The organism is Xanthobacter oligotrophicus, from assembly GCF_008364685.1.
GTDB classification, from domain to species: domain Bacteria; phylum Pseudomonadota; class Alphaproteobacteria; order Rhizobiales; family Xanthobacteraceae; genus Xanthobacter; species Xanthobacter oligotrophicus.
The window spans coordinates 278,911-298,830 of record NZ_VTTL01000010.1; the positions used below are offsets into that span (position 1 = coordinate 278,911).

Annotated in this window: 20 protein-coding genes; 12 read left to right on the forward strand and 8 right to left on the reverse strand. The window is 69.0% G+C overall.

The features are described from left to right. Nucleotides 1-11 precede the first annotated feature (11 nt). Both secD and yajC read right to left on the reverse strand, forming a co-directional pair. Entirely contained in the window at nucleotides 12-1,619 is a 1,608-nt protein-coding gene (secD, locus tag FZ033_RS17985; protein ID WP_149577447.1) for a protein translocase subunit SecD, read from the reverse strand. A 37-nt stretch (nucleotides 1,620-1,656) separates the two neighbouring features. Next, nucleotides 1,657-2,004 carry a preprotein translocase subunit YajC gene (yajC, locus tag FZ033_RS17990; protein ID WP_149577448.1) on the reverse strand — a complete coding sequence of 116 codons (348 nt, stop codon included), beginning with the start codon at nucleotides 2,002-2,004 and terminating at the stop codon, nucleotides 1,657-1,659. 259 nt (nucleotides 2,005-2,263) lie between these two features. Between yajC and FZ033_RS17995 the strand changes: the two genes are divergently transcribed. Continuing rightward, a complete protein-coding gene (locus tag FZ033_RS17995; RefSeq protein ID WP_149577449.1) occupies nucleotides 2,264-2,752 on the forward strand; it encodes a CinA family protein in 489 nt (162 codons plus the stop codon). A 29-nt stretch (nucleotides 2,753-2,781) separates the two neighbouring features. Here the strand turns inward: FZ033_RS17995 and recQ are convergent, their stop codons facing one another. Further along, complete coding sequence (gene recQ / locus FZ033_RS18000) at nucleotides 2,782-4,605, reverse strand: DNA helicase RecQ (protein WP_149577450.1); 1,824 nt, start codon at nucleotides 4,603-4,605, stop codon at nucleotides 2,782-2,784. Between the two features lie 224 nt (nucleotides 4,606-4,829). Here recQ and FZ033_RS18005 point away from each other — a divergent pair, with 224 nt between their 5' ends. Beyond that, nucleotides 4,830-6,770 (forward strand): hypothetical protein, encoded by a 1,941-nt coding sequence (locus FZ033_RS18005; protein ID WP_149577451.1) that lies wholly within the window; start codon nucleotides 4,830-4,832, stop codon nucleotides 6,768-6,770. Further along, nucleotides 6,767-8,404, forward strand: a complete 1,638-nt coding sequence (locus tag FZ033_RS18010; RefSeq protein ID WP_149577452.1) for a PEP/pyruvate-binding domain-containing protein — start codon at nucleotides 6,767-6,769, stop codon at nucleotides 8,402-8,404. Before FZ033_RS18005 ends, FZ033_RS18010 begins: the two co-directional genes overlap by 4 nt. Before the next feature lie 20 nt (nucleotides 8,405-8,424). Here the strand turns inward: FZ033_RS18010 and FZ033_RS18015 are convergent, their stop codons facing one another. Together FZ033_RS18015 and FZ033_RS18020 are read right to left on the reverse strand one after the other, a co-directional pair. Next, nucleotides 8,425-8,652 carry an FmdB family zinc ribbon protein gene (locus FZ033_RS18015; RefSeq protein WP_138398581.1) on the reverse strand — a complete coding sequence of 76 codons (228 nt, stop codon included), beginning with the start codon at nucleotides 8,650-8,652 and terminating at the stop codon, nucleotides 8,425-8,427. Between the two features lie 156 nt (nucleotides 8,653-8,808). After that, nucleotides 8,809-9,633: an indole-3-glycerol phosphate synthase TrpC gene (locus FZ033_RS18020; protein ID WP_188079566.1), complete on the reverse strand. Its 825-nt coding sequence runs from the start codon at nucleotides 9,631-9,633 to the stop codon at nucleotides 8,809-8,811. 180 nt (nucleotides 9,634-9,813) lie between these two features. On the opposite strand from FZ033_RS18020, the gene FZ033_RS18025 reads away from it, so the two are divergent. From FZ033_RS18025 to FZ033_RS18035, 3 genes are all read left to right on the forward strand, one after another. Then, the gene (locus tag FZ033_RS18025; RefSeq protein WP_149577454.1) at nucleotides 9,814-10,149 is read left to right on the forward strand and encodes a Rieske 2Fe-2S domain-containing protein; all 336 of its coding nucleotides are present in this window, start codon (nucleotides 9,814-9,816) and stop codon (nucleotides 10,147-10,149) included. Between the two features lie 128 nt (nucleotides 10,150-10,277). Then, nucleotides 10,278-10,973: an SDR family NAD(P)-dependent oxidoreductase gene (locus tag FZ033_RS18030; protein ID WP_149577455.1), complete on the forward strand. Its 696-nt coding sequence runs from the start codon at nucleotides 10,278-10,280 to the stop codon at nucleotides 10,971-10,973. 183 nt (nucleotides 10,974-11,156) lie between these two features. After that, nucleotides 11,157-11,444 (forward strand): helix-turn-helix domain-containing protein, encoded by a 288-nt coding sequence (locus FZ033_RS18035; RefSeq protein WP_149577456.1) that lies wholly within the window; start codon nucleotides 11,157-11,159, stop codon nucleotides 11,442-11,444. 155 nt (nucleotides 11,445-11,599) lie between these two features. Here the strand turns inward: FZ033_RS18035 and FZ033_RS18040 are convergent, their stop codons facing one another. Genes FZ033_RS18040 through FZ033_RS18050 form a run of 3 tightly spaced genes read right to left on the reverse strand, consistent with a single transcriptional unit; the run spans nucleotide 11,600 to nucleotide 13,798 of the window. Then, the gene (locus tag FZ033_RS18040) at nucleotides 11,600-12,265 is read right to left on the reverse strand and encodes an O-methyltransferase (protein ID WP_149577457.1); all 666 of its coding nucleotides are present in this window, start codon (nucleotides 12,263-12,265) and stop codon (nucleotides 11,600-11,602) included. Between the two features lie 34 nt (nucleotides 12,266-12,299). Further along, the gene (locus tag FZ033_RS18045) at nucleotides 12,300-12,731 is read right to left on the reverse strand and encodes a DUF6163 family protein (protein ID WP_149577458.1); all 432 of its coding nucleotides are present in this window, start codon (nucleotides 12,729-12,731) and stop codon (nucleotides 12,300-12,302) included. Further along, the gene (locus FZ033_RS18050) at nucleotides 12,728-13,798 is read right to left on the reverse strand and encodes an enoyl-CoA hydratase/isomerase family protein (protein WP_149577459.1); all 1,071 of its coding nucleotides are present in this window, start codon (nucleotides 13,796-13,798) and stop codon (nucleotides 12,728-12,730) included. Before FZ033_RS18050 ends, FZ033_RS18045 begins: the two co-directional genes overlap by 4 nt. 226 nt (nucleotides 13,799-14,024) lie before the next feature. Here FZ033_RS18050 and hemB point away from each other — a divergent pair, with 226 nt between their 5' ends. The 6 genes from hemB (at nucleotide 14,025) to FZ033_RS18080 (ending at nucleotide 19,783) form a co-directional block, all read left to right on the forward strand. After that, on the forward strand, nucleotides 14,025-15,089 hold the full coding sequence (gene hemB / locus FZ033_RS18055; RefSeq protein WP_149577481.1) for a porphobilinogen synthase: 1,065 nt from the start codon (nucleotides 14,025-14,027) through the stop codon (nucleotides 15,087-15,089). A 102-nt stretch (nucleotides 15,090-15,191) separates the two neighbouring features. Further along, nucleotides 15,192-16,469 carry a threonine ammonia-lyase gene (locus FZ033_RS18060; protein WP_149577460.1) on the forward strand — a complete coding sequence of 426 codons (1,278 nt, stop codon included), beginning with the start codon at nucleotides 15,192-15,194 and terminating at the stop codon, nucleotides 16,467-16,469. 91 nt (nucleotides 16,470-16,560) lie between these two features. Further along, on the forward strand, nucleotides 16,561-17,106 hold the full coding sequence (locus FZ033_RS18065; RefSeq protein ID WP_149577461.1) for an RDD family protein: 546 nt from the start codon (nucleotides 16,561-16,563) through the stop codon (nucleotides 17,104-17,106). Between the two features lie 80 nt (nucleotides 17,107-17,186). Then, nucleotides 17,187-17,936 carry an arginyltransferase gene (locus FZ033_RS18070; RefSeq protein WP_149577462.1) on the forward strand — a complete coding sequence of 250 codons (750 nt, stop codon included), beginning with the start codon at nucleotides 17,187-17,189 and terminating at the stop codon, nucleotides 17,934-17,936. Nucleotides 17,937-17,958: 22 nt separating this feature from the next. Further along, nucleotides 17,959-18,642 carry a MarC family protein gene (locus FZ033_RS18075; RefSeq protein WP_149577463.1) on the forward strand — a complete coding sequence of 228 codons (684 nt, stop codon included), beginning with the start codon at nucleotides 17,959-17,961 and terminating at the stop codon, nucleotides 18,640-18,642. A 103-nt stretch (nucleotides 18,643-18,745) separates the two neighbouring features. Further along, nucleotides 18,746-19,783: a 3-hydroxyacyl-CoA dehydrogenase NAD-binding domain-containing protein gene (locus tag FZ033_RS18080; RefSeq protein ID WP_149577464.1), complete on the forward strand. Its 1,038-nt coding sequence runs from the start codon at nucleotides 18,746-18,748 to the stop codon at nucleotides 19,781-19,783. The last annotated feature ends 137 nt before the right edge of the window (nucleotides 19,784-19,920 follow it).

Here is a 19,920-nt window from a genome sequence, read left to right on the forward strand (position 1 = left end):
GCGGCGGACCTTCAGATTGGCAGCTTTGCCGGCCGCCGCCACTTCACCCAATAGGCGATCATCAGCCGCGTCAGGGTATAGGCAGTGAACATGGTGGTCAGAAGGCCAAGGATATAGGTGACCGCGAACCCGCGCACGGGGCCGGACCCGCCCATGAGGAACAGGATGACGGCGGTGGCGAGCGAGGTGATGTTGGCGTCCAGAATGGTGCCGAGCGCGTTCACGAACCCCTTGTCGATGGCGGAAATGGCCGATCGGCCTTCCCGCGCCTCGTCGCGCATGCGCTCGAAGATGACGACGTTGGAATCCACCGCCATGCCGATGGTGAGCACCACGCCGGCGATGCCCGGCATGGTCAGCGTCGCCCCCAGGATCGACTGGAGCGAGAACATCAGCATGATGTGGACCGCGAGCGCCACCAGCGCGAACAGGCCGAACAGGCCGTAGACCGCGATCATGAACACCGCCACCAGGGCGGTCGCCACATAGGCGGCGACCTTGCCGGCATGGATGGAGTCGGCGCCGAGGCTCGGGCCCACGGTGCGCTCTTCCACCACCTTGAGCGGGGCGGGCAGCGCGCCGGCGCGCAGCAGGATGGCGAGGTCGTTGGCCTGCTGCACCGTGAAGGAGCCGGAGATCTGGCCCGAGCCGCCGAGGATGGGCTCGCGGATCACCGGGGCGGAGATCACCTGGTTGTCGAGCACGATGGCGAAGGGCCGGCCCACCGCATCCTGGGTGGTGGCGGCGAAGCGCCGGGCGCCGTTGTTGTTGAAGCGGAAGGAGACGATAGGCTCGCGGGAATTGTGGTCGAATCCCGGCTGGGCATCCACCAGGTCCTCACCGGACACGCGCACCTGCTTCTCGACCAGATAGGGCTGGCCGTCCTGGCCCTGCAGCACTTCGGATTCCGGCGGCGGGCGGCCTTCCAGCGCCTGCTGCGGCGACATGGACTGATCCACCATGCGGAACGAGAGCTTGGCAGTCTGGCCCAAAAGGTTCTTGAGCCGCTGCGGGTCCTGAAGGCCGGGCACCTGCACCAGGATCCGGTCCAGACCCTGGCGCTGGATATTGGGTTCCACCGTGCCGAGCTGGTCGATACGGCGGCGGATGATCTCGATGGACTGCTCCACCGCCGAGCGCATGCGGGCGTTCAGCCCGGCTTCGCTCAGCTGCACCGTCACGGCGCCGTCGGCGCCGGAGGAGACCAGAATGTCCATCTCGCCCGAGGAATTGCCGAACAGCGCGTTGGTCACCGGCGCCGCCAGCTTGCGCAATTCTGCAACCGCCTTCTGGGTGTCAGCGGGATCGCGCAGGCGCAGGCTCACCGAGGTGTCGCGCAGCGCGAGGTTGGAATAGCCGATCTTCTGGTCGCGCAGGACGCGGCGGATCTCGTCGCGCACCTGCTCGGTGCGCTCCTTGCGCAGCGCCGAACCATCCACCTCGAGCAGGATGTGCGAGCCGCCCTGCAGGTCGAGGCCCAGCGTCACGCGGCTGGAGGCCAGCCACGAGGGCAGGTACGCCAGCGCGCTCTGGGGCAGGACGTTGGGCAGCGCGAACAAGAGTCCCACGGCGATGGTGAGGAGGATCGCCGTGGTCTTGAGGCGGGAGAAGTGCAGCATGTCGCGCGTTTATCTCAATAAGGAATCAGGCGGCAGCTCACGCCGCGGGCGCTTCGTCCTTGGCCGGCTCGCCCTTGGCGCGGACGGTGGAGATCTGCGAGCGCAGCTGCCGCACACGGACATTGTCGGCGATCTGCAGCTCGATCTCGGCCTCGTCCACCACGCGGGTGACCTTGCCCACGAGGCCGCCGGCGGTGACGATCACGTCGCCGCGACGCAGGGCGCCGACCATTTCCTGGTGGGCCTTGGCGCGCTTCTGCTGCGGCCGCAGGATGAGGAAGTACATCACCACGAAGATGAGCAGGAACGGAGCAAGCTGAATGAGCATGTCGGCCCCGCCGCCGGCTCCCGTGGCGCCTTGGGCGAAAGCGGGCGTAATGAACATTTGCGTCCTCGTTCGGTCGGTGGTGGGAATCCCTGCCGCGCCGGGGTCCGGCGGGGCGGCGGGACTATAGCGGCCGGCCCACCGAATGCAAACGAGGGGCCGGGCCGATCACGGAACTGTTGAAAAGGCGAGGCCCGCGGGCAGGCCGGACCGACATGTCATCAAGCCTCCGGGTAGGCTGATGCCGCCTGCCGGAACCAGCGCACGCAAGGGCGCAACCCAGTTGCTGATCAGCTGAGGCGTCAAGGGAGACCGACCCATGGACGAGGAAACCTACGGCCGTGCCGTCGCCGTGCTCGAAGCCTTTCGCGCCCGCGGCCTCACCCTCGCCACCGCCGAATCCTGCACCGGAGGCCTCGTGGCCGGGGCGCTTACGGAGGTGCCGGGCTCGTCCGACGTGGTGGACCGGGGCTTCGTCACCTATTCCAATGCAGCCAAGACGGCCATGCTCGGCGTTCCCGAGGCGACGCTTTCCGCCCATGGCGCCGTGAGCGAGGAGACTGCCCGCGCCATGGCGCAAGGCGCGCTGAAAGCGGCCGGAGTGGATGCGGCGGTGGCCATCACCGGCATCGCGGGGCCGGGCGGCGGCTCGGCGGAAAAGCCGGTGGGGCTGGTGCATTTCGCCTGCGCCCGCAAGGACGGCACCGTTGAGCACCGGGAAAAGCGCTTCGGTGAAGTCGGGCGCGGGGAGATTCGCCAGCTCTCCGTGCTGGAGGCCCTCGACCTGCTGGCCCGCGCGGCGTCCTGACGCGGACAGTCAGGTTTCGCGCCGGCGCCCTACCCTTCCGCGATCACGGCGAGGAACTGGCTGCCGTAGCGCGTGAGCTTGGCTTCGCCGATGCCGGAAATCATGCCCAGCGCCTTCATGGAATCAGGCTTGAGCTCGGCCAGAGCTATCAGCGTGGTGTCGTGGAAGATCACATAGGGCGGCACACCCTGGGCGCGGGAGATGTCCAGACGCAGCGCCTTGAGCTTGCGGAACAAGGCTTCGTCCGCCGGGTCCGACAGCGCCGGCCCCGCCCCGCGCGAACCGCCGGTGACGCGGGCCGGGCGCGGGCGCGCCTCCGCCTTCAGCTCCACCTTCTCGGCGCCGCGCAGCACGGCGCGGCATTTCTCGGTGAGGCCGAGGCTGCCATGGCCTTCCACATCCACCCAAAGATGGCCCATGGCCACCAGCTGGCGGACGATGGCGCGCCACTCGTCCCGCGAGAAATCCCTGCCGATGCCGAAGGTGGAGAGCTTTTCGTGGCCGAACTTCAGCACCTTCTCGTTAGCCTCGCCCTTGAGCACGTCGATGACGTGCCCGGCGCCGAAACGCTCGCCGGTGCGGTAGACGCAGGACAGAAGCTTCTGCGCCGCCTCGGTTCCATCGAAGGTGCGCGGGGGCGAGAGGCAGGTGTCGCAATTGCCGCAGGGCTCGGCGAGGTCCTCCTCGAAATATTTCAGCAGCACCTGGCGCCGGCAGCTCACGGTCTCGCACAGGCCGAGCAGGGCATCGAGCTTGCCGCGCTCCACGCGCTTGCGGGACTCGGGTGAGTCGGAGGATTCTACGAACTGGATCAGCTTCGCCACATCCTCCACGCCGTAGAGCAGAAGGGCTTCGGAGGGCAGGCCGTCGCGGCCTGCGCGGCCGGTTTCCTGGTAATAGGCCTCGATGCTTTTCGGCAGGTCGAGATGGACCACGAAGCGCACGTCCGGCTTGTCGATGCCCATGCCGAAGGCGACGGTGGCCACCATCACCACCCCCTCCTCCTTCAGGAAGCGGTCCTGGTGGCGGGCGCGCGTGTCGGCGTCGAGGCCGGCATGGTAGGGCAGCGCGGTGCGGCCCTCGGTGGAGAGGATCTCGGCGGTGGCCTCCACCTTCGCCCGGCTCATGCAATAGACGATGCCCGCCTCGTCCGCGTGGGCGTCGAGGAAGGCCCGCAGCTGCGCCCGGGGATTGGCCTTCGGCTCGATGCGGTAGCGGATGTTGGGCCGGTCGAAGGAGGAGAGGAAGACCTTGCCCTCCTCCAGCGCCAGCCGCTCCATGATCTCGCGGCGGGTGGGGCCGTCCGCCGTGGCGGTGAGCGCGAGGCGCGGCACGCCGGGGAAGCGCTCGTGCAGGATCGTGAGCTGGCGGTATTCGGGGCGGAAATCATGCCCCCACTGGGACACGCAGTGGGCCTCGTCGATGGCGAACAGGGCGATGCGCGCACCATCCAGCAGGGTGAGGAAGCTGTCGGTCAAAAGCCGTTCGGGCGCCACATAGAGCAGGTCGAGGTCGCCCATGGCGAGGGCCCGCTCCACCTGCCGCGCCTCGCCGGGAGCGAGCGAGGAATTGAGCATGGCCGCCTTCACGCCCAGCTGGCGCAAGGCCTGCACCTGGTCGTGCATCAGCGCGATGAGTGGCGAGACGACGATGGCAGTGCCGGGCCGCACCAGGGCCGGCACCTGATAGCACAGGGACTTGCCGCCGCCCGTGGGCATCAGCACCAGGGCGTCGCCGCCGGCCGTCACGTGCTCCACGATCTCCTTCTGATGCCCGCGAAAGGCCTCGTAGCCGAAGACATGGCGCAGGACGCGGAGCGGATCGGAATCAGAGGCAGCTTCAAAGGCGGGCATGGCGCCTTATAGACCCGTCGGCCGGCCGGGCAATGCGGGCCAGGGCCGCGCCGCAGCTGATGTCGCTCTATGGCACGGGGTTGTGTCTTCGAAGTGTTATCTTGAGGTCGTAGTCAGCAAGCCTGAAGATCTGGCTCCATCGGCCCGAACGGGCCGTGCCGCCCCATGCGAGCCGGGTTTCCAAGTCGCGGGCCGGATCCGATCCGGCAGGGGAAGGCGGTGCCATGCGAAAAACCCAGATCGTCGAAGAGCTTGGCGAAGGTGAACTGCTGCTCCCCGCCCTCATCGAGGCGGCGCTTCAGGCCAACGACCGGGCGAAGCTGCGCATGACCGCGCTGCAGGAAGCCGTGGCCCACGCCAAGGCACCGCTGCGCCCGGTCCGCCTCATGGCTGCGGAAGCCCGCGCCGCCGGGGCCGCCGAGGACGGGCTGGATGCGACCGTGGCCGGCGCCCGGATTGTGGACGGCGGAGGCTACGCCATCCCAAGCGCCCGCCGGCTGATGGATGGGATCCTCGACGACATCGCCGCCATGGCCGCGCCCCTGAACGCGGCGCAGGTGGCCGCCGCCACCGGTTTTTCCGATCGCCTCGCCGCCTTGCGCGCGGCGTTCGCCGGCATCGCCGGTGACCTGTTGGGCGAGCCGGCCCTGGTGCGCCTCACCTCCGCCAGGCGCGGCAGCGAGGACAGCGCGCACCTCCTCGTCATGGACCTGCACAAGGCGCTCAACCAGCTCTCCGCCACCATCGCTGCCGAGACCATTGCGGGAGCCCGCGCGCTCGGCGTGCTGGCGCAGGACCATGCCCGTATCGAGGCCTTCATGGCCGGGCTCAACCGCACCCGCGGCCTTGCCTTCGGCCATCCCGGGCTCGACACCACGGCCAGCCGCTCCGGCGCGCGCCTGATCCTGCAGAACGACATCGGCACCACCGATGCCCATGTGATCATCCTCGCGGTGGACGGGCTCAACGCCACCGTCACCTACACCGACGTGCACCGCTCGCGGGCCAAGTTCTTCATCTCCCTGTTCCGGGATTTTTCCGCCACCTGGACGCCGCTCGCCGAACGCAGCGTGGAGGGCCTTGCCGAGGGCGGGAGCTTCTTCCTGGTGACGGGGCGCTACGCCGCGCGGGATACGGCCGATCTCGACGCCTTCCTCGAAGCGGTGGGCGGCCACCTCGTCTTCCTCATCGACTGGAACAAGGCGCGCAAGACGCTCCAGACCTTCGTGGACAAGGCCACCGCCATCCGCCTCCTCACCGATGCCGCGCATGCCCGCTTCGGCCACCGGGCGTTCCTGGAGCTGGGTGGGGCGGAGCTGATCTTCGATGCGGTCCGGCGCAGCGCCGAGGGCCGCGTGCCCTATGGCGCGCGCCTCGACCTGGTTCTGGGAGCCGGCGCGGTGGCGCGGCTGCTCGGCGAGGTGCTGCGACTCACCAGCGAGGGGCTGGGCACCCAGCGATCGGTCCGGCTCGTCAAGGATGAGGTGCGGGCGGAACTGGCCCGCAGCTTCGGCTCGGCCGAGCAGGAGGTGCTCACCATGGCGCTCACCCAGCTCGGCCTCGCCCGGATGCTCGCCGCCGAAGTGGCCGAAGCCCTCGACGAACCGGGGGACGGGAGCGATGGCATCCGCGCCGCCTTCCAGCGGCGGGCCAAGCGGCTGGAGGAGAAAGCCGACCGGCAGGTGCTCGCGGCCCGTGATCTGGCCAGCGGTCCCTTCGGCCGGGGTCGGCGCTTCCTGCCACTCGCCGAATGGGTGGAAGAGGCGACCGACTCGTTCGAGGAAGCCGCCTTCCTGCTCGGCACCCATTCAAGGCGCGATGCCACGGACGCCGCCGCGCCGCTCAAGGAACTGGTGAGCGTGGCCATGGCTTGCTGCGGCGACCTGGTACGCGCCGTGGCCGCCGCCTGCGAGGGACCGGCGGGCCGGCGCGAGGACATCACCGACGCGCTGGAAGCGATCGACGCCGTGATGGAAGGCGAGCGCCGCGCCGATGCGGCCCATCGCCGGGTTCTGGCGGCCGTCCTGGGCGACCCGGCTCCGGTGCCCGCGTCCGCGCTGGTGGCAACCATGGAGGTGGCCCGCGCCATGGAGACCGGCACCGACCACCTCGCCCGCGCTGCCCTGGCGCTGCGCGCCTGTGTTCTGGAGGAGGTGGGATCGTGACGACCCTCAGCGCGCGCCTGTCCGACGCGGACGAACCGCACGGCTCCCACGGGGCGGCCTCGTCCCTCATTGGCTTCATCGGTCCTGGCGGCGACACCGTGCCGCTCTCCGCCCACGCCTTCGGCTCCAAGGCGGCGCAGCTGTGGCGCATGAATGCCCTCGGTCTCAACGTGCCGCCGGCCTTCGTGCTGTCCACCGCTCTCTGCGGCAAGGCGCACGGGGAAAAGCGCCTCGGCGCTCTGCTGGACCAGGGCATCGCCTATCTCGAACGGGTCACCGCGCGCGGCTTCGGCGATCGGCGCCGGCCGCTCCTCGTCTCGGTGCGGTCGGGGGCGGAGAAATCCATGCCCGGCATGCTGGAGACGGTGCTGGACGTAGGCATGACCGCTGCGACCACCCGCGGCCTCATGCGCCTTTACGGCAATCCCCGGCTCGCAGCCGATTGCCGGCGCCGCTTCATCGAAGGCTATTGCGAGGTGGTGGCCGGCCTGCCACGTGGACCGTTCGAGGACGTACTGCGCGGCATTCTGGCGGCGGAAGACGTTACATCCGACCGGGAGCTGGATCCCGAAGCGCTGGACCGGCTCGCCGGCCTTTATCTCAATCTCGCCCGCGACCGGTTCGGCACCGCCATCCCCGAGGAGCCCATGGACCAGCTGCGGGCGGCGGCCGAGGCCGTGTTCCGCTCATGGGATGCACCCAAGGCGCAGGACTATCGCCGCCTCAACCACCTGGAGGACCTGTCGGGCACGGCGGTGACGGTGCAGGCGATGGTGTTCGGCAATGCGAGCGCCCGCTCGGGCTCCGGCGTCGCCTTCTCCCGTGATCCCGCCACGGGCGCGACTGGCCTTTATGCGGACATGCTGTTCGAGGCCCAGGGCGAGGACGTGGTCTCCGGCCGCCGCCAGCCGGTGGGGCTGGGCCGGCTCGAGGCCATGCTACCGGATGTGGCGACACAGCTCGCCGATGGCGTCGGCGCGCTGGAAGCTGCCTATCGCGACGTGCAGGACGTGGAATTCACCTTCGAGGACGGCCGGCTGTTCTTCCTCCAGACCCGTTCCGCCAAGCGCACGCCCCGCGCGGCGCTGAAGATCGCGGTGGACCTCGTGGCCGAGGGGGTGCGGACCGAAGCGGAAGGCCTTGCCCTGCTCGACGGCATCGACCTGTCGCAGGTGGGAACCACGCGTTTCACCGGCACGGCGGCGGTAGCAGCGCGGGGCGTGGCCGCCTCTCCGGGCACGGTGAGCGGGCGGGTTGCCTTCGACGGCGAGGCCGCCAAGCGCCTCTCGGAAGGCGGCGAGCCCGTCATCCTGGTGCGGCCGGACGTGGCCACCGACGATATCGCCGGCATGGCGGTGGCGGCCGGCGTGCTCACCCGTGTCGGGGGTCGTACCGCCCATGCGGCGGTGGTGGCGCGTCAGCTCGGACGGGTCTGCGTGGTGGGGTGTGCGGCGCTTGCGATCGATCTCGACCCACGCAGCGCCCGCCTCGGCCCAGCGGAGGTCCGGGAGGGCGACTGGCTGTCGCTGGACGGCGACGAAGGCACGGTCTTCGTCGGCCGCCGCGAAAGTGTCGTGGACCGTCCCGAGGCGGACCTTGCCACAGTGGCAGGCTGGACGGCGCGCGCGCGATAGCGGCCGTTCACCTGTGCCGGTCAGCGCTTGCGTTCGGAGGGACTGAAATTGCTCGCGTGCCCCTCCCGCGCGGCCTGGGCGCGCCACACCTTGGCGGCGGCGGCCAGCTTGCCGTCGGGCGCGATGCGGCCGATCATTCGCTCCATCTTCTGCCCACCGCAGGACGGGCAGACGGGCGTTTCCGACGCGCCCACGAGCAGTTCGGTGTCCTTGTCGCAATCGGGACAATGAAAGTTGTAGAGCGGCACCGCCGTATCTCCGTTCCTGCCATAGTCACGTCCGGCACAATGCCCGCAAATCATTGATCTGACGTGCGATTATTCCAAAGACGCGCGGTCGCGCGCCGCACCGTCGTCGCCCGGTGCGGCTGCGCCTCGTGGGTTACAAGCAGGAAATAGGCCAGATCAGTCCGCGGCTTCGGTCTCGATGCCCAGCACCTGTTCCAGCACGCCGGCGGGGTCGGCGTCCTTCATCATGGCCGTGCCGATGAGGAGGGCCTTGGCCCCGGCGGCGCCCAGCCGCTCGCGGTCGGCGGCGGTGCCAAGGCCGCCTTCCGCCACCACCAGCGCCTTGGTCGCCGGAATGAGCGGGATCAACGTCTCGCAGGTGCCGGGCACCAACTCGAAGGTGTGGATGTTGCGGTTGCTGGCGCAGATGAAATCCGCCCCGGCGGCCAGCGCGGCCTCCACCTCCTGCGGGGTGTGGACCTGCACCAGCGCGTCCATGGCGACGGAGGCCGCCCGCTCGCGGAATTCGGCCAGCTGCGGGCCGAGCAGGGCGGCGGAGAGCACCACCGCGTCGGCGCCGGCGAGGCGCGCCTCGAGGATCTGGTAGACGTCGAAGATGATGTCCTGCGCCAGAAGTGGAATATTCACCGCATCGCGCACCGTGGCAAGGTCCGAATAGGAGCCGCGGAAGGCCTGCCGCTCCACCGCCACCGAGAGCGCCGCGGCCCCGACCGCCTCGAAATCCTCGGCCAGCGCCTTGTAGGGCACCGTGATGCGGAACGAGGGATCGAACGGCGAGCCGCCCTTCAGCTCGGCGATGATGCCCGGCGCGCCGTTGGCCTTGAAGGACGCGGCAAGGGCACCCTGGAAGCCGCGGGTCATGGGCATGTCGCCCACCTTGCCCTGGATCTGGCCGAGGGAGCGGCGGACCTTGGCCTTCGCGAGCTGGTCGCGGCGCTGGAGGAGGAAGGGCTTGAGCGGGCTGGCGTCTGGCAAAATCATGAAGGAACGTCCGTCTCCAAAGGGCAATGGCGCCCCGGCGCGAAAAAAGCCCCTTGAACTTCCCAGATTTTGCCGCGCTTCGCCACCGTCGCGGTCGGGGCGCGGCATGGTTTCCTCTTCCCACGGGCGCCGTCACGAACGATCATGGCTGCTATTCTTCGCCCGAGAGATTTTTTCGAGATGTTCACCCGCGTCTGCAAAGCAGAAACCGTGCCCGAAGGTGGCATGCGGCTCGTGATCGCCGACAGCCACCTCATCGTCCTGGCTTGGCCCGACAATGGGGAGGAGATGAAGGCGTTCCAGGGCGTGTGTCCTCATTCCAACACGCCCCTCAACGAGGCCGAGTTCGACGGCACGATCATCACCTGCCCGCTGCATTACTGGACCTGGGACCTCAACAGCGGCGATCCCGTCGAACCGCAGGAATGCCCGCTCGCGCAGTATCCGGTGAAGGTCGAGGATGGCATCGTCTATATCGATACCGAAGGCGTCACGCCCCTCTTCGCGGCCCCCTGAGCCGCAGCCCGGCCCAGTCGGCTGTAACCGCCGGGCCGCGTGATCCGTAAGCTGATGGATGCAAAGGCCATCCTCCGCCGCGAGCGCACCGCTCCGGGGGGGAGCGGTCGCAAGCCGGAGTTCGACCCGTGACACAGGAAACCGCCGTTATCGTCGGCGCCGGCAAGGGCCTCAGCGCCGCCCTTGCCCGCCGCCTCGCCAAGGATGGCTTTCGCGTCGTGCTCGTGGCCCGCGACGTGGAGAAGCTTGCGCCCCTCGTGGCGGAAACCGGCGGCCATGCCATCTCCGCCGACGCACAGAGCCCGCAGGCCATCGAGGCCATGTTCGCCGAGGTGGACCGGACCTTCGGGCCGCCCGACCTCGTGGTGTTCAATGCCGCCATGCGCTATCGCGGCCCCATCGAGGTGCTGGACCCGGCAGACGTGATGGACGCCTACGCGGTGGGCGCCTTCGCCGGCTTCGTCACCGCCCAGGCGGCAGCGCGGCGCATGCTCCAGCGCGGCAGCGGCTCCATCTTCTTCACCGGCGCTACCGCCAGCGTGAAGGCCCTGCCCCATTCGGTGCCGTTCGCCATGGCCAAGTTCGCCCTGCGCGCCCTCGCCCAGGGCCTTGCCCGGGAACTGGGCCCGCGCGGCATCCATGTGGCCCATTTCATCATCGACGGCGGCATCTCCTCGTCGTGGGCGACGCAGGGGGAGGCCGGGCCGCCGGACAAATGGCTCGATCCCGCCGCCATCGCCGAGACCTATCTGGCCGTGCACCGCCAGCACCGTTCGGCCTGGACGGCGGAGATGGAGCTGCGCCCCTGGGTCGAGAAGTTCTGATCAGCCCACCCGCGCACAGCGCCTTCCGAGCGTTGTGGGCAGCTTGAGGGCGTGCCATCTTTCCCCTCTTGCACGAGATCCCGGACCGGCTGACGCGTCCGGGGCACTCTTGCTCATGCGCCGAACGGGCGCGGCCGGCCAGTGGAACAGCCATCTGGACCGGAGGGAAAGGGGAGAGGACTGTTGCCGTATTCCTTGGTGAGCGGACGCCAGATCAAGGCCGCGCGGGCCCTGCTCGGCTGGTCGCGCAGCGAACTCGCGGACCGCACCGGAGTCACCGCTCCGACGGTCAAGGTGGTGGAGCAGGATTCGGGCGTACTGGATGAGTTGGCCTCGACCCGCACCCGCCTGTGCAACGTGCTGGCGTCGGAGGGCGTGGCGTTCCTGAACGGCGGCGCCATCGGCGTGCAGATCACGCCAAAGGGCGAGGGCCTGCGCACCGAAGACCTCAACGCCTCCAACGACGACTGAGCCGAACCATGATCCTGCACAAAGTCGCCACGCGTCACTGGATCATCGTCGCGATCATCCTGGTCATCGCCACGCTCGCCTATCTCGGAAGCTGGTCCTGAGGACGAGGCGCCGGGGCCAAAGCTTCCGGCGCCTTTCTTAGCTGCTGCGCTCCCTCACTCCACCAGCAGCAGGGCGAAGCCGTCATAGCCCTTGGCGCCCACGGTCTGGACGGCGGTGGCGGACAGGCGCGGGTCGCCGCCGGCCAGATCGAAGAAGCGGCGCACGCCGATGACGTTGGCGTCACTGCTCTCCCCATCCAGCACCTTGCCGCTGCGCACCACATTGTCGCAGATGATGACGGTGCCCGGGCGCGACAGCCTGAGCGCCCAGTGGAGATAGTCCGGATTGCTGGGCTTGTCGGCGTCGATAAAGATGAGGTCGAACGGACCCTGCCCTTCCGCCTCCAGCGTCGGCAGGGTGTCGATGGCGCGGCCCACCCGCAGGTCCACCTTGTCGGAAAGGGCGGCGCGGGCAAGGTTGGCGGCTGCCACCTCAGCATGGCGCGGCTCGAATTCGAGTGTCACCAGCTTGCCGTCCGCAGGCAAAGCGCGGGCGAGGAAGATGGCGCTGTAGCCGCCCAGCGTGCCGATCTCCAGGATGCGCTTCGCCCCGATCATACGGGCGAAGAGATGCAGCATCTGCCCCTGCGCCGCCGACACGGAGATGGCCGGCAGCCCCGCCGCGGTGGACGCTGCGAGCGCCTGTTCCAGCACCGGATCGTCCGGCAGCAGGCGCTCGACGATATAGGCGTCCATCTCGGCCCAGAGGGTCGCGCTCATGGTCCCGTCTCCGTGCGTTCCGGGGATTAGTCCGTCAGTCCTGGTCGCTCTCGCGGGCGGCGCGGATGGAGAGCACCGCATAAGCCACCACCAGGGCCAGTTCCACCAGGGTGAAGAGGAGCAGCCGGGTCATGCCCGCGGGCGCCCAAGCGCCGAACACCACCTGCACCAGCGTGGCGATGAGCCACAGCACCACTGCCCATCCCGCCCTCAGCCACAGCCCGACACCGGCGATGGGATCGACGATGGCGGCCCAGATGATGGCCGCCTGCGCCGCCATGGGCATGGCCTCGAACCGGCTTTCCGGCCCGTCGCCGATGCCGAGGATCACCGCCCAGTGGATGATGCCCTCGATGAGCAGGAAGGCCGCCACGCCGCGCAGGAACAGGAACAGCCGCCGCCGCCAGGGCGTGAGGTTTTCCCACTGGGCGCGGGCGCTGGCATCAATGGGATCGTAATGGCTCATGCACCGGGTGCCAGTAATTCCAGTTCGTTGGGGATGGGATCGAAATGCGCCGCAATGACGGCGCTGTCCACCTCATCGAGCCTTGAGGGCTGCCATTTGGGGGCATTGTCGCGGTCCACCAGCACGGCGCGCACGCCCTCGTAGAAGTCGTGTCCGGCCATGACGCGCGTCACCACCCGCAGTTCCAGCTTCAGGCAGGCACCGAGATCGAGCGCCGCGCCCCGGCGCATCTGCTCCATGGCGATGCACAGGCTGGTGGGGGACCTGAGGCGCATCTCCCGCGCGGTAGCCGCGGCGAACTCCCCATGGGGTCCGCCCGTGGTCGCAGCCTCATCGAGCGCGGCTAGGATGGCGGACACTTCGGGATGGCCGAACGCGTCGGCAATGAAATCGGCGCGGTCGGCGAAGGCGCCCGGCCCCGGATCGATGCGATGGTCGGCAAGAATCTGCTCCACGTCGCCGCCGGCCACGAGGGCGTCCTCCAGCGCGGGGAAGGCGACGGATGGGACCACATCGGTGGCGAGCCCGCAGTCATAAGCCTCGGCGGCGCGGATGCGGGTGCCGGTCAGCGCCAGAAACACGCCGAATGCGCCGTGCAGGCGCGGCAGCACATGGGTGCCGCCCACATCCGGGAACAGGCCGATGTTCACTTCCGGCATGGCGAACAGATAGCGATCGCCCGCCACCCGGTGCGCCCCATGGGCCGAGAGGCCGAAGCCGCCGCCCATGCAGATGCCATCGATCAAAGCCACGTAGGGCTTGGGAAAGCTGCCGATATAGTCGTTGAGGACATATTCCTCGCGGAAGAAGCCGAGCGCCTCCTCGGCGTGGCCGGAGAGGCCCAGGTCGTAGATGGAGCGCACGTCGCCGCCGGCGCAGAAGGCCTTTTCGCCGGAGCCCTTGATGATGACGCGGGTGATGGCGGGATCCTTCGCCCAGGCCCGCAGGCGCGGCAGGATCTCGCGCACCATGGGAAGGTTCAAGGCATTGAGCGCCTTGGGCCGGTTGAGGGTGATGATGCCGGCCGCGCCCTTCTCTTCCAGCAGAACCTCAGGTTCCGTTGTCACTGCGCCTCTCCCCTTTTGCCGCCGTCTTGCCGCTGAGCGGTTCCCCCGGCAGGGTTAGACGCGGCCTTGAGCACCGTCAACGCGACTGCGCGCACCTCCGCCGTGCGCGGCTGCACATGCCGCCCCAGATCGCCCCCAGATCCCCACCCCTCGCGGCTCAGTGCCGGGGCGGGTATAAGGAGCCCAGCGCGCCCGCAGACGGGCGCCCTTGAACAACGAGCACACCATGGCCTTCACCACGCCCCGCATCCGTCCCGTTTCCGAAGCCGAGCTGGCCCGGACCCAAGGTCTCGACCTCCACGGCCTCGACCTGGTCCACCGCCCGCGGCGCAACCGCAAGACCGACTGGGCGCGGCGGCTGGTGCGTGAGAACACCCTCACCGTGGACGACCTGATCTGGCCGATCTTCGTGATGAACGGCACCGCCACCCGCGCCCCCATCCCCTCCATGCCGGGGGTGGAGCGCCTGACCGTGGACGAGGCGGTGCGCGCGGCCGAGATGGCCGCCAAGCTGAAGATCCCCGCACTCGCCATCTTCCCCTATGTGGACCCGTCCCTGCGCGATCCCCTGGGCAGCGAGGCGCTGAACACCAACAACCTGGTCTGCCAGACCCTGCGCGCCATCAAGGCAGAGATCCCCGAGATCGGGCTCATCACCGACGTGGCGCTCGATCCCTTCACCAGCCACGGCCATGACGGCCTGCTGGAGGACGGGCGCATCCTCAATGACGAGACCGTGGAAATCCTGGTCCGGCAGTCGGTGGTGCAGGCTGAGGCCGGAGCGGACGTGATCGCCCCCTCCGACATGATGGACGGCCGCATCGGCGCCATCCGCGCCGGGCTCGACGCGGCGGGTTTCACCGACGTGCAGATCATGTCCTACGCCGCCAAGTATGCCTCCGCCTTCTACGGCCCGTTCCGCGACGCCATCGGCACCGCCAAGACCCTGTCCGGCGACAAGCGCACCTACCAGATGGACCCCGGCAACGGGCTGGAAGCCATCCGCGAGGCCGCCCTCGACGTGGAGGAAGGCGCCGACATGCTCATGGTGAAGCCGGGCCTGCCCTATCTCGACATCGTTTACCGGCTGAAGGAGGCCTTCGGCCTGCCCACCTTTGCCTACCAGGTGTCCGGCGAGTACGCGATGATCGAGGGCGCCATCCGCAACGGCTGGGTGGATGGCGACCGCATCGTCCCCGAGAGCCTGCTCGCCTTCAAGCGCGCCGGCGCCGACGGCATCCTCACCTATTTCGCGCCGCGCGTCGCCGAGCGGCTGGCCGCGCAGGGCTAGAGCGGTTCCCGCTCCAGATTATTGAGTTTGCGCATTTTCTTCACGCGAACCGGACTCCACTTCGCTTGAAAATGCTCTAAAGCCCGCGCCCGGAGATACAAGATGACAGCCCCCGCCGTCGCAGCCAGCGACCGCATCGTCGACCCGAACGGCGACCTGCCTGTCACCCTCGCGGATGTGGAGGCGGCGCGGTCGCTGGTGAGCGGCGCGGTGCTGCACACGCCCACCCTCCACGCCCCGCGCCTGTCCGCTCTCACCGGCGCGGACGTGTATGTGAAATATGAGAATCTCCAGGTCACCGCCTCGTTCAAGGAGCGGGGCGCGCTGGTGAAGCTGGCGCGCCTCACGCCTGAGGAGGCGCGGCGGGGCGTGGTGGCCATGTCGGCGGGCAACCATGCCCAGGCGGTGGCCTATCACGGCACGCGGCTGAAGATTTCCACTCTCATCGTCATGCCGGAGACCACCCCGCAGGTGAAGGTGGCCGCCACGGAAGCCTTCGGCGCCGAGGTGGTGCTCTTTGGCGAGACCGTGGCCGACGCCTTCGAGGAGGCGACGCGCATCTCCAAGGCGCAGGGTCGCATCTTCGTCCACCCCTATGACGACGTGGACGTGATCGCCGGCCAGGGCTCGCTGGCGTTGGAGATGATTGAGGACGGGCCGGCCTTCGACGCCGTGGTGGTGCCCATCGGCGGCGGCGGGCTCATCGCCGGCATGGCGCTGGCCTTCACCGGGCGCTCTCCGGCGACGCAGGTGGTGGGGGTCGAGACCCAGCTCTATCCCGCCATGTGGTCCGCCATGACCGGCGAGGCACGCCCCTGCGGCGGGCCGACGCTGGCCGAGGGCATCGCGGTGCGCGACGTGGGTGTTATCACGTCGCAGATCGTGCGGCGCCTGGTGCCCCACGTGGTGCTGGTGGACGAGACCGCGCTGGAGCGGGCGGTGAACGCCTTCCTCATGCACCAGAAGACTTTGGCGGAAGGCGCCGGCGCCGCCGGTCTTGCCGCCCTGCTCGCCGAACCCGAGCGCTTCCGCGGCAAGACGGTGGGTCTGGTGGTCTCCGGCGGCAACATCGACCCGCGCATGATCGCCGGCATCCTGTTGCGCGAGCTGGAGCGGGAAGAGCGCATCGTCTCCTTCCGGCTCACCATCCTCGACCGGCCGGGCATGCTGGGGCGCATCGCGACGCTGCTCGGCAAGCTCGGCGCCAACATCCTGGAAGTGCATCACCGCCGCACCTTCCTCGACGTGCCAGCCAAGGGCACGCGCCTCGACCTCACGGTGGAGACCCGCGACCAGGCCCATGCCGAGCTGATCCAGAAGGCGCTGGAGGGCGAGGGCCTGCCGGTGCAGCGGCTGGGCGCCGGCGGCGCAGATTGGTGAGTTGCGCGGGCGGTGCGGACTGGTGATGCCGTGATCTTGCGCCGCAGGGCGGCCCACACCACCTGAAGGTGTCGGAAGGAGTCTTCGACCCATGAGCAACACCCGCGACACGTCCCGCGAACAGCCCCCCTACGGCTATCCGGACGGTGCGCGTCCAAACGCCTACGATCCGGTGGCGCAGCCGGAATATTTCGAGGGCGTGCTCTCCCGCCGCCTCATGGCCTTCCTCGTCGATGCCATGATCGTCGTCGGCGCGGTGGTGCTCTTCTATTTGTTCGTCCTGGTGATGGGGCTGGTGACGTTCGGCCTGAGCTGGATCGCCTTCTTCTTCATCTGGCCGACCTTCGTGATCGTGGCGCTGGCCTACAATGCCATCACCCTCGGCTCGCCGGCCTCGGCGACGCTGGGCATGCGACTCATGGATATCGAGGTGCGCACCTGGTATGGCGCGCCCTGCTATTCCGTGCTGGGCGCAGTGCATGCGGTGTGCTTCTGGGTGTCGGTTTCCCTATTCACCCCGTTCGTGCTGCTGGTCGCCCTGTTCAACGACCGGCGCCGGCTGCTGCACGATTTCCTCGTGGGCACGGTGGTGGTGAACAACGCCATCCGCGCAGACGCCCTGCGATACAGGCGTTGATTTTTGGCCGCAGGCACACCTTCGCCTTTGACCTCGTCCCGCCCAGCGGCGATGCTGTCTTTTCCTGAGGCAAAGACGTCGTGAGCGAGCACCCGCGCGATACACCCCAATTCTATCTGACCGCGCCATCCCCCTGCCCCTACCTGCCGGGACGGGAGGAGCGGAAGGTGTTCACGCACCTTGTGGGCGACAAGGCCGCCAGCCTCAACGACGTGCTCACCCAGGGCGGGTTCCGGCGCAGCCAGTCCATTGCCTACCGCCCGGCGTGCGAGGGCTGCAAGGCTTGCGTTTCAGTGCGGATCTGCGTGGACGACTTCACGCCAAGCCGCAGCTTCCGCCGGGTCCAGGCGGACAATGCCGACCTCATCGGCCAGATCAAGCCGGCGACCCCCACCTCAGAGCAGTACGCCCTGTTCCGCAGCTACGTCACCGGCCGGCATGGCACCGGCGGCATGGCCGACATGAGCGTGCTCGACTACGCCATGATGGTGGAGGACACCCATGTCCACACCCGCCTCGTGGAATACCGCAAGCGCGGGCCGGACAGCCGCATCATCCCCCGCGGCACCGGCGACCTCATGGCCGTGGCGCTGACGGACGTGCTCACCGACGGCCTGTCCATGGTGTATTCCTTCTACAACCCCCAGGTGCACGACCGCTCCCTGGGCACCTTCCTGATCCTCGACCACATCACGCGGGCGCGGCAGATGGGGCTGCCCTATGTCTATCTCGGCTATTGGGTTCAGGGCTCGCGCAAGATGGATTATAAGCGCCGCTACCTGCCCCAGGAGCGCCTGACGCCGCACGGCTGGGAGCGGGTGGAGAAATAGCCCCATCGGGGCGCCGGGGGGCATGCGCGTGGGCTATTTCAGCAATTCCGTCAATATCTTCCTCGCCGTCTTCGCCGCCCTCTTCCCCATTGTGAACCCGCTCGGCGGGGCGCCGATCTTCCTCAATTTCGTGCGCGGCTGCACCTCGCAGACGCGGGAACTGCTGGCCCGCAGCGTCGCCGTGTACGGCTTCCTGCTGCTTTTGGGCTCGCTGATCATCGGCGCGCAGGTGCTCTTGTTCTTCGGCATCACCTTGCCGGTGCTGCGGGTCGCCGGCGGCGTGGTGGTGACCTCGGTGGGCTGGAACCTGCTGCATCAGGGCGACGAGCCGGCTGAGCGCGCCAACGGCACGCCGTTGGACGAGGCCCACGCCAAGGACCAGGCCTTCTATCCCCTGACCCTGCCGCTCACGGTGGGCCCCGGCTCCATCGCCACCACCATCGCGCTGGCCGCCAGCCACAAGTCCACCTTCGAGACCGATCTGGCCATGTCCCTGTCGTCCCTCATCGGGGCGGTGGCGGGGCTCATCGCGGTGGCGCTGACCGTCTATTTCGCCTTCCGGGAAGCGCCCACCATCGAGCGGGTGCTGGGCAAGAACGGCACCAACGTGTTGGTGCGTCTGTTCGCCTTCATCCTGTTCGCCATCGGGGTGCAGATCATCTGGCTCGGCGCCCGCGACCTGCTCGGCGAGATCCCGGGGCGCTGAGGCCGCCGGCCGAACAGGGCAGTCATACCGTCGCAGCTATGCCGCAGTGCCCCGCCCCCTGCTAGAAGACCGGGAATCCCCCGCGCCTCAGGCAGGAGTTCCCATGTCCCAACCGAACCACCCCATCCGCCGCGTCGCCGTGATCGGAGCCGGGACCATCGGCGCGAGCTGGGCCGCGCTGTTCCTGTCGCGCGGGCTCGACGTGGTGGTGAGCGACCCCGCGCCCGGCGCGGCCGAGGCCACCCAGCGCCTCATCTCCGCCGCCTGGCCGATCCTGATGGAACTGGGCGGCGAAGGCGCGATCGATCCCACCAGCTGGCGCTTCGAGCCCGACCCCGTGAAGGCGGTGGCGGGCGTCGACTTCGTGCAGGAGAACGCGCCCGAGCGCTACGAGCTGAAGCAGAAGCTGTTTCCCGCCATCGATGCGGTACTCCCTCCGGAGGTGGTGATCGCGTCATCCTCCTCCGGCCTGCTGGTGAGCCGCATCGCCGAAGGCTGCCGGCATCCAGAGCGCTGCATCATCGGCCACCCCTTCAATCCGCCGCACCTCATTCCTCTGGTGGAGGTGGTTGGCGGCGAGAAGGCGAGCCGCGCCGCCATCGACACCGCAATGGACTTCTACCGGGCCATGGGCAAGCACCCCATCGAGATCCACAAGGAGGTCGCCGGCCACGTGGCCAACCGCCTGCAGGCAGCGCTTTGGCGCGAAGCCATCCATCTGGTGGAGCAGGGCGTGGTCTCGGTGGCGGACGTGGATGCGGCCGTGTCGGAAGGCCCCGGCCTGCGCTGGGCGCTGATGGGCCAGCACATGACCTTCCACCTGGGCGGCGGCGAAGGCGGCCTTGCCCATTTCATGCACCACCTGCTGCCGGCGGTGGAAACCTGGTGGGACGATCTCGGCGCGCCGAACGTCACGCCGGAGCTTCAGGCCAGGCTTGTCGAGGGCGTGAAGGCGGAAGCCGCCGGCCGCTCCATCGCCGAGCTGGCGCAGCGACGCGACACGCTGCTGACGCAGATCGTGTCGCTGAAGCGCGCCCATGACACGGTCGAGGAGAAGCAGGACCTGAGCGAACGGCTCGACGAGGCGCTGGAGGAAAGCTTCCCGGCCAGCGATCCGGTGGCTGTGCATAAGGTGGACTGAGGACAAGCCGGCCCCCCCCCCCCCGGGGGGGGGGGGGGGGCGGGGGGGGGGGGGGGGCCGCGCCCTCCGCCGCGGGCTGGCGCGGGGGCGGGGGGGGGCGGCCCCGGGCTCCCCCGTGCGCGGCCGGTCGGGGGACT

Coding starts and splice junctions, on each gene's coding strand:
- FZ033_RS18065 (WP_149577461.1), top strand. CDS start 16,561: ATGAGCAACACCCGCGACACGTCCCGCGAACAGCCCCCCTACGGCTAT.
- FZ033_RS18060 (WP_149577460.1), top strand. CDS start 15,192: ATGACAGCCCCCGCCGTCGCAGCCAGCGACCGCATCGTCGACCCGAAC.
- recQ (WP_149577450.1), bottom strand. CDS start 4,605: ATGCCCGCCTTTGAAGCTGCCTCTGATTCCGATCCGCTCCGCGTCCTG.
- FZ033_RS18020 (WP_188079566.1), bottom strand. CDS start 9,633: ATGATTTTGCCAGACGCCAGCCCGCTCAAGCCCTTCCTCCTCCAGCGC.
- FZ033_RS18040 (WP_149577457.1), bottom strand. CDS start 12,265: ATGAGCGCGACCCTCTGGGCCGAGATGGACGCCTATATCGTCGAGCGC.
- FZ033_RS18080 (WP_149577464.1), top strand. CDS start 18,746: ATGTCCCAACCGAACCACCCCATCCGCCGCGTCGCCGTGATCGGAGCC.
- FZ033_RS18045 (WP_149577458.1), bottom strand. CDS start 12,731: ATGAGCCATTACGATCCCATTGATGCCAGCGCCCGCGCCCAGTGGGAA.
- FZ033_RS18005 (WP_149577451.1), top strand. CDS start 4,830: ATGCGAAAAACCCAGATCGTCGAAGAGCTTGGCGAAGGTGAACTGCTG.
- FZ033_RS18025 (WP_149577454.1), top strand. CDS start 9,814: ATGTTCACCCGCGTCTGCAAAGCAGAAACCGTGCCCGAAGGTGGCATG.
- secD (WP_149577447.1), bottom strand. CDS start 1,619: ATGCTGCACTTCTCCCGCCTCAAGACCACGGCGATCCTCCTCACCATC.
- yajC (WP_149577448.1), bottom strand. CDS start 2,004: ATGTTCATTACGCCCGCTTTCGCCCAAGGCGCCACGGGAGCCGGCGGC.
- FZ033_RS18075 (WP_149577463.1), top strand. CDS start 17,959: ATGCGCGTGGGCTATTTCAGCAATTCCGTCAATATCTTCCTCGCCGTC.
- FZ033_RS17995 (WP_149577449.1), top strand. CDS start 2,264: ATGGACGAGGAAACCTACGGCCGTGCCGTCGCCGTGCTCGAAGCCTTT.
- hemB (WP_149577481.1), top strand. CDS start 14,025: ATGGCCTTCACCACGCCCCGCATCCGTCCCGTTTCCGAAGCCGAGCTG.